Origin of the sequence: Reyranella sp., assembly GCF_965228225.1 — a bacterium.
Classification (GTDB): Bacteria; Pseudomonadota; Alphaproteobacteria; order Reyranellales; family Reyranellaceae; genus Reyranella.
Genome location: NZ_OZ245801.1, coordinates 4,734,181 through 4,746,545, shown reverse-complemented (window position 1 = coordinate 4,746,545; position 12,365 = coordinate 4,734,181). Strand labels below are relative to the sequence as shown.

Genomic DNA, 12,365 nt, shown 5'->3' with positions numbered 1-12,365 from the left:
GACATTGCCGAGGGCTTGGCGGCTTGTAACCAAGCCGCGGCCTGACGCGTAACAGCTAAGCTGAGATTCGCTCAGCTTAGCGACCCTCGCGCCACCAGGCGCTGGCGATGGCCATCAGGAAGGCGAGCGCCACCAGGATGCCGGGCAGCAGCGGCAGCTGGTTGATGCCGGCGACCGTGTAGCCTTCGTTGCGGCGCAGGCCGATCCAGTCCGAACCGCCGGCGGCCCGGCCGGGGCGGACGGTACGGATGTCCGGATCCGACTGGTCGGCGAGCCACATCAAGGCGCCGCCCGTGCCATCGACCAACGGCTTCAGCTTCGCATCGGTCGCGCGCACGTCGGAGAATTCCAGCGGATCGGGGCTGCCGACGGCGGCGACGGCGCGCAGGGTGCCGTCGTCGAAGCGATAGAGGCCGGGCTTGTCGACATCGACCACGGCGACGCCGAGGCCGGGCGCGGTCTGGCGCAGGTCGAGCGTACGGGTGGCGCCGCCCGGCGAGGTCATCGTGACCTGCGGGAAGGTGGTGGCCAGCGTACGGCGCGTGATCTCGATGCGGCCGCCGACGGCGGTGGCGCGCAGCGCCTCTTCCTCGAGATCGGGTTCCTTCATCAGCCAGTGCGCGACCCTGCGGACCAGCTCGGGCTGCGGGCCGCCGCCGTCGATGCCGCGGTTCCACAGCCACAGGTGATCGGACAGGAGCTGCGCCACGCGGCCCTCGCCGACCCGGTCGAGAATCACCAGCGGCTTCTCCTCGGCGCCGGCCAGCACCGCGTTGCCGCGCTCGGTGCGTGACGTGACCAGGCGGAACCAGCGGCCCCACTCCGGTTCCTTGTTGGGATCGCCGGCCTGCGGCAGGTTCGCCGTCACCGGATGGCGCTGGCCGATCTCGGTGACCTTAGGCTTGAAGCCGGTCTCGACCACGTCGCCCGTCGGCGCGCCGGGCAGGATGGCGCCGAGCGGCGTGCGATAGAGCGAGCGTTGCGTGGCGAACACCGGCCCGACCGAAACGAGCAACGCGCCGCCGCCCTTCACGTACTCGGTGATGTTGCGGAAATAGTCGCGCGTGATCAGGTTCCCCGACTCGTAGCGATCGAAGATGATCAGGTCGAATTCCTTCAGCTTCTGCTCGAACAGCTCGCGCATCGGGAAGACGATCAGCGAGAGCTCGCGTACCGGCGTGAAGTCGTCCTTTTGCGGCGTACGCAGGATGGTGAAGTGCACGAGATCGACCGCGGGGTCGCTCTTCAGCAGGTTCCGCCATGCCCGCTCGCCCTGATAGGGCTCGCCGGAAACCAGCAGGACGCGCAACCGGTCGCGCACGCCGTTGATGGTGAAGAGCGCACGGTTGTTGTCGAGGGTGAGTTCACTGGGACCTGGGCCCACTTCCAACTCGACGACGTTGGCGCCGGGATTGCCGACGGTGATGGGCAGTTCGACCGACCGGCCGACCGGCACGTCGATGCGTTTCACGACCTCGCCGCCGACCGACAGGGTGACCGGCGCGGTGCCGCCCGCCGGATCCTCGATCCGGAACTTGGTCGTGACCTCGCGGCCGACCACGCCGAAGCGCGGCGCCTGCTCGAGCACGATCAGCCGGTCGCGCTCGTTCTTGCGGCCGGCGATCAGCGCGTGCACGGGCGCGCCGCCCAGTTCCGGCGGCACGCCGGCGGGCACGTCATGCACCTGGCCGTCGCTCAGCAGCACCACCCCCGCCAGGCGTTCCTGCGGGATCTCGATCAGCGCCGAGCGCATCGCGTCGATCAGGCGCGTGCCGCCCGGTCGTTCGCTGCCGAGCTGGATCTGCGACGGCGGCAGCACCACCTCGCGCACTTCGAGCCCGTCCTGCTGGCCGAGCTTGCGCTTCAGCGTCTCGCGCGCGGCCTGGACCTGCTGACGCCGCTCGCCGATCGCCATGGAATCGCTGTCGTCGACCACGACCAGTGCCACGTCGGCGATGGGCTTGCGCTGCTCCTCGATCAGGGACGGATTGGCCAGCGCCGCCAGCACGACGACGAGCGAGCCCAGCCGCCAGATCGTGCCGCGGGCGCCGGCACGCAGGCCGAGCAGCACCAGCACGAGGCCGACCGCGCCCAGCACGGCGAGTACCGTCCAGGGCAGCAGCGGATCGAAGGCGACCGAAACGGCCGATGTCATGTTCATCGCCTCAACCTCTGCATGATGTCCTGCAGGTGAACCTGGTCGTCCTTGTAGTTGCCCGTCAGCGCATGCATCACGAGGTTGACGCCGAAGCGATAGGACATCTCGCGCTGCGTCTCGCCGCCCGGAGTCACCGGCAGCAGGCCGCGGCCGCGCTGGTCGGCAGCCCACGCGCCGGCATAGTCGTTCGAGCCGATCAGGATGGTCGTCACCCCGTCATTGACGCGGCCGCTTCCCGACTCGATCCAGAGCTTGCCGCCCTGCCAGCGGCCCGGCATGTCCGAGAGGAGATAGAAGGCCTTGCTGAGTACGTGGTTCGGCGGCATGGCGACCAGCGGCGGCGTCTCGACGCCGGCCAGCAGGCGCTTGAGGTCGGGGTTGCCGCCGGCCGGCCGGTCGAAGCTCATCTGCTGGTCGCGCGTGTCGATGAAGATGATGCCGCCGGTGCGAAGGTAGCGGTCGAGCGCGGCCTGGGCGCGCGGCGACAAGGCCGGCTGGGTCGAGGTCACGGGCCAGTAGATCAGCGGATAAAGGCGCGGCTCGTCGCGCTCGAGATCGAGGCCGACCGGGTCGGCCGGCTCGACCGAGGTGCGAGCGCGCAGAATCTCGCTCAGACCCTCCAGACCGGCCTTGCTGATGTCGTCGACTTCCTTGTCGCCGGTGATGATGTAGGCGAGGCGGATGTCGAGCGAGCCCTTCAGCGCCTGCTCGTCGGTGAGGGGGGGCGGACCGGGCTTGGCCGCCGGCTCCGCCGCCGCGGCGCCCGGACGCTGGGGCGGTGCGGGTTGCTGCGCCTCGACGTCGGGCGACCCCGTGAGCACGAGGGCAGCCAGCAGCAGGGCGGCCGGCGCGGCACGCCCGAACCGGACGGCCTTGGGCAGCAGGCCGCGCAGCCACAGCGAGATCAGGAGATCGGCCAGCAGCAGTATGAGGGCGGCCAACAGGAACCACTTCGACAGGTCGGTCTCGCCGGCCTCGGACAGCCGGTCGGTCGTCACGCCGCTCGGCAGCACCAGCGGCTTGGGCGCCGCGATGCGGCCGCCGATGTTGAAGGCCACCTGGGCGTTCTCGTCGCCATAGAGGCCCGGCGGGGAGGAGGGCCGGGGCTGGAAGGTCTCGGCGGCGTCGGCGGGCAGAATCTGGATGCCGGCGGGCGGCGCGCCGAGGCGGCCGAACCCGTCGAGCGTGCGCCACGGCTTCAGCGCCTTGTTGACGCCATCGCCGGCGACACCGCGCGAGAGCGTGACCAGGCGCTGCAGCATGTTCACGAACAGGCCCGACAAGGACAGGTTGCTCCAGCCGGTGTTGGCGGTGGTGTGGATCAGCACGAGATAGCCCTGGCCGCGCTTCTCGGCGGTGACCAGCGGCGTGCCGTCGGCCAGACGCGCCCAGGTCTTGTCGGCGAGGTCGGGCGTGGGCTCGGCCAGCACCTGCTGGGAGATGCGCACGTCCTTGGGAACCGGGATGCCGAGGAAGGGGCTGTTGGGCGGGAACTCGGCCAGCGCGCTGGGCTGGCCCCAGCTCATGATGCCGCCCAGCGCGCGGTCGCCCAGGCGAAGCTTCGTCGGCACGAGCGTGTCGGCGCCGGCCGCGAGATTGGGGCCGGCGAACCGCACGGCGATGCCGCCGCGCTCGATCCACTTGGCGATCTCCTCGCGATCGTTGGCCGACGGCGCGGAGCCGTCGGGGATCAGCAGCACCGCGGTGTTGCGCGTCAGCACCGATTCGCGATCGCCGATGGTCAGGCTCACATAGGGATCCAGCGCGCGCTCGAGGAAGTAGATCTCCTGCAGCAGCGGCTGGTTGCCGGCGGTGGCGCGCTCGCCGAGGATCGCCACCGGGCGGCGGCGATGACGTTCGTCGAGCAGGATCGTGCTGCCGGCGCCGCCCTGGGCCTCGATGTCGAGGCGCGCCATGCGGTTGCGCAGTTCGGCGGGGATCGAGAGCATGCCTTCGCCCTGGGTGGCGGTCGCGGCGAAGTCGAGATCGATGCGGGCCACGACGCGACCCTGTTCGTCGGAGGCCTGGATCGCGGCCTTGCGCGGACCGTCGGCGACGGGACGCAGGGCCCGCACCTTGAGGTCGCGGCCCTCGGCGGCCGGCGGCAGAAGCAGCAATGGCGTCGTCGCCTGGTCGGGCAGCAGGACCTGCAGGCCGTCGAAGCGGCGCAGGCGCTCGGCGAGGCGCGTCGCGCCCTCGTCCTCGAGCCCGTCGCTCAACCACACGGCATAGGCGCCGGCATCGACCTGCATCTGGTCGATGGCGGTCGCGGCGGCGGCGCGATCGGTCGGCCAGGGCTTGGGGCGGAAGGCGCGCAGCAGGGTACGCGCTTCGTCGGGACGCATCGCGCCGCGGCGCACGGCGGGCGCATCGAGCGGCGCCGGCGCGGTGCCGACCAGCACGACCGGGCGATTGGCGCGTTCGGCGCGCTGGATGAGGCGCTCGGCATGGGCGGTACGGGTTGCCCAGCCCGGGGCGCTCGACCAGCCATCGTCGATCACGAGGAGAAGCGGACCGCGTCCCGGCAGGTCGGCCTGCGGGTTCAGAAGCGGCCGCGCGACTGCCAGGATCAGTGCCGTCGCCAGCAGGAGCCGCAGCAGCAGCAGCCACCACGGCATCTTCATCGGCGTCTGCTCGGGCGGCTCCAGGCCGACCAGCAGCCGGATCGCCGGAAAGCGCACGAGCTTGGGCAGCGGCGGGATCAGGCGCAGCAGGAAATAGATCGCCGGCAGGGCCACCAGCAGGGCCAGCATGCCGGGGGCAGCGAAGGCGAACGCGCCGAGACTCAGCATGTCATCAGGCCGCGTTCAGCCGGCCGAGATTGGCCATGGCGAGATAGAGCGACAGAAGCACGGTCTGCGGCGAGCGATCGGTGCGATGCAGATGCACCGTCCAGTTGGCCGGCCGGGTCAGGCGCTGCAGCCCATCCTTCTGCGCGGCGAGGCGGGCGCCATAGGCGGCGCGCACGGCTTCGACGCGGCGCACCGTGTGGTGACCTTCGGATTCGAGGCCCTCGAACTTCACATGGCCGTCGAACGGCAGCTCTTCCTCGGCGGGATCGAGAACCTGCACGAGATGGCCGCGCACGCCGACGCTGGCATAGTAACGGATGATCTCCTCGATCTTCTCCAGCGGATCGAGCCAGTCGGACACCAGAACGACCGTGCCATGGGCCGGCAGCGGCACCATCGGGGGCAGGCTGGCGGGTGTGCGGCTGGTGTCGCGGCTCTCGTCCAGCAGGGTCTCGGCGACGCGCCGGACCGCCACGCGGCCGGAGGCGGGACGCATGCCGCCGCCCAGGACGGCAACGCGCTCGCCGGCATCGGCCAGCAGGCTGGCCACCGCGAGCATGATCAATTCCCCACGCAGGGCCTTGGTGTCGGCGTTCTTGAGCGAGGCGTATTGCATCGAGGGCGAGGCGTCGCGCCACAGCCAGATGCTGGCCGCGGCCTCCCACTCGGTCTCACGCACGAACAGGTTGCGGCTGCGCGCGCTCTGGCGCCAGTCGATCTGGCTCGCGCTGTCGCCGTCGCGATAGGGCCGGTACTGCCAGAAGGCATCGCCCTGGCCGACGCGTCGACGGCCGTGCACGCCCTGGATGACGGTCGCGGCAACGCGGTCGGCGGCCACCATCAGGGCGGGCAGCGTGCCGGCAAGTTCGAGCGATCGATGAAGGGTTGAAGGCGCAGCCATGAACACCCGCAGTGCAATGCCTAGGCCAGACGGTCACCCAAGGCGGGCGCACATCTGGGCGATGACGGACTCGACGGTTACGCCTTCGGCGCGGGCGGAGAAGTTGACGGCCATGCGATGACGCAGGATCGGACCGGCCAGCGCCACGACATCGTCGACCGACGGCGCGAGCCGGCCCTGGATGATCGCCCGGGCGCGGCAGGCCAGCATGAAGGCCTGGCTGGCACGCGGGCCGGGACCCCAGGCGACGCGCTGGCGCACGACATCGAGGTCGGTGTGCTCGGGACGGCCGGCGCGCACCAGCTTCAGGATGGCGTCGACGACGCTCTCGCCGATCGGCAGGCGACGGACCAGGGCCTGGGCCGCCATCAGGTCGCCCGGCGAAAGGGCCTGCGTGGCCACCGCCTGCTCGGCGCCGGTGGTGCCGATCATGATCTGGCGTTCGGCCTCTTCGTCGGGATAGCCGACATCGACCTGCAGCAGGAAGCGGTCGAGCTGCGCTTCCGGCAGCGGGTAGGTGCCTTCCTGTTCCAGCGGATTCTGGGTCGCCAGCACATGGAAGGGCGTCGGCAGGTCATAGCGCTTGCCGGCCACGGTCACGTGACGCTCCTGCATCGACTGCAGCAGCGCTGACTGGGTGCGCGGGCTGGCGCGGTTGATTTCGTCGGCCATCAGCAGCTGGGCGAAGACCGGCCCCTGCAGGAACCGGAAGGAGCGGCGACCGCCTTCGCCTTCCTCGAGGATTTCCGATCCCAGGATGTCGGCCGGCATCAGGTCGGGCGTGAACTGGATGCGCTTGGCTTCCATGCCGAGAACGACACCCAGCGTGTCGACCAGCTTGGTCTTGGCGAGGCCGGGAACGCCGATCAGCAGAAGGTGGCCGCCCGACAGGAGCGCAACCAGCGTTTGATCGATCACGTCCTGCTGGCCATATATGACCTTGCCGATGGACGTGCGGGCGGCGCGAAGTTGTCCGCTCAGCCTTTCGATGTCGGCAAGGGCGGCCTGCGCGTCGGCGTCGGTAGCAGTCGATGTATCGGGGGCCACCAGGGCGCTCCTGTCGTCGAGGGAATTTGATTGAGGGAAGCCCAGAATTGAGGCCGGAACAAGGGCATGACGGTTGACGAAATTGTGCGGAGAGTGGCCGAGCGCAGCAGGCGTTTGGCATCGGGATTGCCCGTGGCATCGCCACCGATCGGCAGCGACTTCTCACTGAACGGTGTCGGGGCGATGCCCGAAGTGTGGCGCCCTGCCTCCGTGCTCATGCCGCTGATCCGGCGCGAGACGGGAATCACGGTCCTGCTGACCCAGCGCACCGAGGACATGCCGAGCCATGCGGGCCAGATCGCTTTTCCCGGCGGGCGCCGGCAGGTCGAGGACATAGACGCGACGGCAACGGCGCTGCGCGAAACGGAGGAAGAAGTCGGCCTGACCCGCGACTTCATCGACGTCGTCGGCGCGATCGATCTCTACAGGACGGGCACGGGCTACCAGATCACGCCGATCGTGGGCATCGTCACACCCGGATTCACGATGCGTGCGGATCCGCGCGAGGTCGCCGACATCTTCGAGGTGCCGCTCGATCATTTCCTCGACGAGCGCAATCACCGTATCGACAGCAGGGTCTGGCAGGGCCGCGAGCGGCGTTACTACGCGATGCCTTACGGCGAGCGCTACATCTGGGGCGCCACGGCGGGTATGCTGAAGAACCTCCACTTCATCCTGACCACCAGCGCCTGACGCAGGCCGGGAGTTTTCATGCGTGTCGTCCTCCTGATCCTCGTCCTCGTGCTCCTGCCCTTCTGCGCCTTCTTCCTGTGGGCGTGGGCGGTCAAGATCAAGGAGGAGCGCAAGATCGCCGGCACGCTTCCGTCGTGGCAGGACATGCCGATGACGTGGCTCGGCATCGCCGGTTTCGGCTGCGCCATCGCCGGCTTCCTGGTCATGTTCTTCACCCAGGATCAGGGATACGGCGGCCTCTTCGCATCATGAAGCCCGCCGGCCGTCTCGACGTGGTGCCGTGGTCGAACGACGCCGCGGTCCGCACCCTGTTCGACGCCCTGGGCGGGTCCGGCATCGCCGCGCGCTTCGTCGGCGGCTGGGTGCGCGATGCGGTGCGCGGCGAACCGCTCACCAACGAACCCGATCTCGCCGTCGACAAGCCGCCGGAGACCGTGATGCTCGCCCTCAAGGCGGCCCGCATCAAGGTGGTGCCGACCGGATTGAAGCACGGCACCGTGACGGCCGTCATCGCCGGTGCGCCGTATGAGCTCACGACCCTGCGACGCGACGTCGAGACCGACGGCCGGCATGCGGTCGTGGCCTTCACCGACGATTGGCTGGAGGATGCGAGCCGGCGCGACTTCACCTTCAACGCGCTCTACGCCGATCTCGACGGAACGATCTACGATCCGTTCGACGGTCGCACCGACCTCGCCCAGGCGCGCGTGCGCTTCATCGGCGACCCCGATCAGCGCATCGCCGAGGATCGGCTGCGCATCTTGCGCTTTTTCCGCTTCCATACCTGGTTCGGACGTGCGCCCTTCGATGCGGCCGGCTTCGAAGCGTGCCGCCGCAATGCCGGCAGCCTGCGCGGCCTCTCCGGCGAGCGGGTGCGCAAGGAACTGCTGCGCCTTCTCCAAGCGCCGGCGCCGGCCGATACGGTGGCCGCCATGCGCGAAGCCGCCATCCTCGATCACTGGCTGCCCGAGTGCGACGGCACGGCGCGGCTGCGGGCACTGATCGCGCGCGAGGACAGGCCCGATGCGGTGCGCCGGCTGGCGTCGATCCTCGCGCCGGACGCCGATGCCACCATGATCGGCAAGCGCCTGAGGCTCTCGACCCAGGAATCGCTGCGGCTCGACGTCATGCTGGCGGCCGATCCGGCCATCGATGTGACAGGCGGCCCCAAGGCGTGGCGCGCCCAGATCTATGCGCTGGGCGGCAATCTCTACGCCGACCGTCTTCTGCTCGCGGTCGATGTACCGGGCGACTGGCGCGCGGCGCTCGCAATGGCGCGCGCGTGGACGCCGCCCGAGCTGCCGGTGAGCGGTGGCGATGCGCTGAAGCTCGGCCTCAAGCCGGGTCCGAAAGTCGGCGCGCTGATCGAGGCGGTTGAACGCTGGTGGATCGACGGCGACTTCGCCGCCGATCGCGCCGCCTGCCTCGCCGAACTCGAGCGCCTGGTGCGGGCCGCGCCATGATCCGTCCCGGCGTCACTTTCTCGCTGTGGCTGGCGATCGCGATCCTCGTCGTGCTGAACGATTTCGTGGGCGATACCTGGATCGCGGCCACGCTCTCGGTGCGCGCCGTCGAATGGTACAAGGCGCTGGTGCCGATGCCCTATGTCGTGATGATGGCGATCTTCCACGCGCGTCGCACGATCGGCAGCCAGTGGTTCGAAGCGGCGCTGCTGGCGGCGCTTCTGTGGCCGACCTCCACGGCGCTGGTCGATTTCCTCTATGCCCGCCTCGCCTACGAGGAAGGTACCGAAGCCTTCCTCGACCGGTTCGGCATCTGGTGGGGTGCCCCCTATCCGCTGCTGCTGATCGTGCTGTTGGTGTCGCCTGTGCTGGTCGGCTGGGCGATGGCCCGGCATCGATAAGCCTGGGATGAAGCCAGGATGAGCCCAGCATGAGCATCGTCGCGCGGCTCTGCATCTCCGGCTATCGCTCGCTGCGCGACGTGCGGCTGGAGATCGAGCCGCTGACGGTCGTTACCGGCGCCAACGGCAGCGGCAAGTCGAGCCTCTACCGCGCCCTGCGGCTGCTGGCCGATGTCGCGCAGGGGCGGATCATCCAGTCGCTGGCGCTCGAAGGCGGCATCTCGTCCGTGCTGTGGGCGGGCCCCGAACAGTTCTCCCGCGGCATGAAGCGCGGCGAACAGCCGGTGCAGGGCACGGTGCGCCACTCGACGATCAGCCTGAAGCTGGGCTTTGCCTCGGAGTCCTACGGCTACGCGATCGATCTCGGCCTGCCGGTCCCGGGCGGCCTGTTCGGCCGCGATCCGGTGATCAAGACCGAGACCCTGTGGACCGGGCTGGTCCTGCAGCGCGCCAACGCCTTCGCCGAACGGCGCGGTCCGTCCGTCACGCTGCGCGACCTGAACGGCGAGCGCCGGCAGGCCTATACGCGCCTCCAGCCGTTCGACAGCATGCTGACCCATTGCGCCAATCCCGAGGACGGCGCGGAGCTGCTTTCGATGCGCGAGCAATTGCGCGACTGGCGGTTCTACGATCACTTTCGCACCGATGGCGACGCGCCCGCCCGCCGCCGCCAGGTCGGCACGCGGACGCCCGTGCTCGCGGGCGATGGCGCCGATCTCGCGGCGGCGATCGCCACCATCCAGGAGATCGGCAGCGAGGGCCAGCTCGAGGCGGCGATCGCCGACGCCTTTCCCGGCGCGTCGGTCGATGTCGCGGTGAGCGACGGCTATTTCGAGGTCGAGATGCGCCAGCGCGGGCTGCTGCGGCCGCTGAAGGCCACCGAACTGTCGGACGGAACGCTGCGTTACCTGCTGCTGGTGGCGGCGCTGCTGTCGCCGCGGCCGCCCTCGCTCATGATCCTGAACGAGCCCGAAACCAGCCTCCATCCCGACCTGCTGGCGCCGCTCGCCCGGCTGATCGCCGATGCGGCCAAGCGATCGCAGATCATCGTGGTCTCCCACGCCGAACGCCTCGTCTCCGCGCTGACCCAGGCAGGCGGGCGCCGGATCACCTTGGCCAAGGAACTGGGCGAAACCGTCGCCCAGGACGAAGACCGGCCGATGTGGAACTGGCCAACCCGGTAATCCCGGCGTCCCGACCGGAGTGGCCCCTCGGTACCCCTCGGGCAGGCTTCATCGCGTCCACGGAATGGGTTTTTCAAAAGGACTGGCGAGCGGCCTGATCTGTCGACGGTCGCCACGGGCACCGGATTCAGGGGGGTGCGACTCTCGCTTCGATTGTTTCGTTTATTTTGATTATTTCGTTTATTGGCCCCGACACCCGCTCACTTCTGCGGCCTGTCAGGGCCAGCGCACCTCGGGCGGCAGGGACATCAGGATCGCCTCGACATTGCCGCCGGTCATCAGGCCGAAGCGCGTGCCCCGATCGTGCAGCAGGTTGAATTCGACGTAGCGGCCGCGGCGCGCGAGCTGGTGCGCGCGCTCGGCCTCGGTCCACGGCTCGTCCATGTGACGCCGCACCAGCTTCGGATAGACGTCGAGGAAGGTCTCGCCGACTTCGCGCGTGAAGGCGAAGTCGCGCGCATGGTCGCCGCTGTCGAGATAGTCGTAGAAGATGCCGCCGATGCCGCGCGGCTCGCCCCGATGGGGCAGGAAGAAGTACTCGTCGCACCATTCCTTGAAGTTCGGATGGTAGGCCGGATCGTGCGCGTCGCAGGTCGCGCGGAACGCGGCGTGGAAGTCGCGCGTGTCGGGCTCGTGCGGCACCATCGGCGTCAGGTCGGCGCCGCCGCCGAACCAGCTGCGCGTCGTCACGATGTAGCGCGTGTTCATGTGCACCGCCGGCACCCGGGGCGACTGCATGTGCGCCACCAGCGAGATGCCGGCCGCGAAGAAGCGCGGGTCCTCCAGGGCACCGGGAATCTGGCTGCGGAACTCGGGGCTGAACTCGCCGAACACGGTCGAGATGTTGACGCCCACCTTCTCGAACACGCGGCCGCGCATCAACGACATGGTGCCGCCGCCGTGATCCTCGCCGTTCGGCCCCTTCTCGCGCTCCCAGCTCTTGCGCTCGAAGCGGCCGGGGGCGCGGTCGCGGTGGGTTCCCTGCAGATCGTCCTCGAGGCTTTCGAAGGCGGCGCAGATCCGGTCGCGGAGGCCCGCGAACCAGGTGGTGGCTTCCTCCTTGCGGCGGGCGATCGTGGCCTCGTCGGGCAGGGGCGAGGGGCCGTTGGGGCCGGTGGCGGTGCGGGCGGGCTTGGCGGTCATGCGAGCTTTTCGAATCCCGAGGTCTGGCGAAGGGCCTCGCTCAATACCATCGCCGCCGCCAGGGCGACATTGAGCGACCGCGCCCCGGGCTGAAGCGGGATGCGGACCCGGGCGTCCGCCGCCTCGTGGACCTCGGCCGGGACGCCGGCGCTTTCGCGCCCCATCAGAAGGATGTCGTCCGCCCGGAAGCTGGCGTCCGGCAGGCGCTCGGCCCCCGCCGTGGTCAGCAGAACCAGCCGCCCGGGCGGCCGGTCCCGGCAGAAGGCGGACCAGGAAGCATGCCGGACGAGGGTGGCGAGGTCGTAATAATCCAGGGCGGCCCGGCGAATCCGCTTGTCGTCCACCGGAAAACCGCAGGGCTCGATGAGGTCGAGAGGCACGCCGAGCCCGGCCGACAGGCGGATGAAAGCCCCAACATTCTGAGGGATATCGGGCTGAAACAGCGCCAGGCGCATGAACTCTTTACTCCGGTCCGCGTCGCGGAAGGCTCTTTATGCGGCACGCTGTCACAGAATGCCGCGCATCGGGCCTGCGACCAACAGAGCCTTGAAACAAAAGGGGCTTTCCCGGCTATATACCCGCC

11 protein-coding genes are annotated in these 12,365 nt (G+C 69.5%); 5 read left to right on the top strand and 6 right to left on the bottom strand.

Annotation, left to right across the window (positions count from 1 at the left end; all coding sequences use genetic code 11):
* Positions 1–76: 76 nt before the first annotated feature.
* From ACO07K_RS23065 to ACO07K_RS23050, 4 genes are read right to left on the bottom strand one after another with little or no spacing between them, the layout of a single operon-like run.
* Positions 77–2,155 carry a hypothetical protein gene (locus tag ACO07K_RS23065; protein WP_422032013.1) on the bottom strand — a complete coding sequence of 693 codons (2,079 nt, stop codon included), beginning with the start codon at positions 2,153–2,155 and terminating at the stop codon, positions 77–79.
* 2 nt (positions 2,156–2,157) lie between these two features.
* Positions 2,158–4,950, bottom strand: coding sequence for a DUF4159 domain-containing protein (locus ACO07K_RS23060; protein WP_422032012.1), 2,793 nt, complete (start codon positions 4,948–4,950; stop codon positions 2,158–2,160).
* A 4-nt stretch (positions 4,951–4,954) separates the two neighbouring features.
* On the bottom strand, positions 4,955–5,851 hold the full coding sequence (locus ACO07K_RS23055; protein ID WP_422032010.1) for a DUF58 domain-containing protein: 897 nt from the start codon (positions 5,849–5,851) through the stop codon (positions 4,955–4,957).
* Between the two features lie 33 nt (positions 5,852–5,884).
* A complete protein-coding gene (locus ACO07K_RS23050) occupies positions 5,885–6,898 on the bottom strand; it encodes an AAA family ATPase (RefSeq protein WP_422032008.1) in 1,014 nt (337 codons plus the stop codon).
* Positions 6,899–7,030: 132 nt separating this feature from the next.
* Between ACO07K_RS23050 and ACO07K_RS23045 the strand changes: the two genes are divergently transcribed.
* The 5 genes from ACO07K_RS23045 to ACO07K_RS23025 are packed head-to-tail and all read left to right on the top strand — an operon-like array spanning position 7,031 to position 10,639.
* Complete coding sequence (locus tag ACO07K_RS23045) at positions 7,031–7,591, top strand: CoA pyrophosphatase (protein ID WP_422032006.1); 561 nt, start codon at positions 7,031–7,033, stop codon at positions 7,589–7,591.
* An 18-nt stretch (positions 7,592–7,609) separates the two neighbouring features.
* Positions 7,610–7,843 carry a hypothetical protein gene (locus ACO07K_RS23040; RefSeq protein WP_298310785.1) on the top strand — a complete coding sequence of 78 codons (234 nt, stop codon included), beginning with the start codon at positions 7,610–7,612 and terminating at the stop codon, positions 7,841–7,843.
* Positions 7,840–9,054: a CCA tRNA nucleotidyltransferase gene (locus ACO07K_RS23035; protein WP_422032004.1), complete on the top strand. Its 1,215-nt coding sequence runs from the start codon at positions 7,840–7,842 to the stop codon at positions 9,052–9,054. Before ACO07K_RS23040 ends, ACO07K_RS23035 begins: the two co-directional genes overlap by 4 nt.
* The gene (locus tag ACO07K_RS23030; RefSeq protein ID WP_422032002.1) at positions 9,051–9,455 is read left to right on the top strand and encodes a hypothetical protein; all 405 of its coding nucleotides are present in this window, start codon (positions 9,051–9,053) and stop codon (positions 9,453–9,455) included. The genes ACO07K_RS23035 and ACO07K_RS23030 overlap by 4 nt, the downstream gene beginning before the upstream one ends.
* A 35-nt stretch (positions 9,456–9,490) precedes the next feature.
* The gene (locus ACO07K_RS23025) at positions 9,491–10,639 is read left to right on the top strand and encodes an AAA family ATPase (protein WP_422036695.1); all 1,149 of its coding nucleotides are present in this window, start codon (positions 9,491–9,493) and stop codon (positions 10,637–10,639) included.
* Between the two features lie 216 nt (positions 10,640–10,855).
* On the opposite strand, the gene hemF is transcribed toward ACO07K_RS23025, so the two are convergent.
* Both hemF and ACO07K_RS23015 read right to left on the bottom strand, forming a co-directional pair.
* Positions 10,856–11,782: an oxygen-dependent coproporphyrinogen oxidase gene (gene hemF, locus ACO07K_RS23020; protein ID WP_422032000.1), complete on the bottom strand. Its 927-nt coding sequence runs from the start codon at positions 11,780–11,782 to the stop codon at positions 10,856–10,858.
* Positions 11,779–12,237, bottom strand: coding sequence for a tRNA (cytidine(34)-2'-O)-methyltransferase (locus ACO07K_RS23015; RefSeq protein ID WP_422031998.1), 459 nt, complete (start codon positions 12,235–12,237; stop codon positions 11,779–11,781). Before ACO07K_RS23015 ends, hemF begins: the two co-directional genes overlap by 4 nt.
* Positions 12,238–12,365 lie beyond the last annotated feature (128 nt).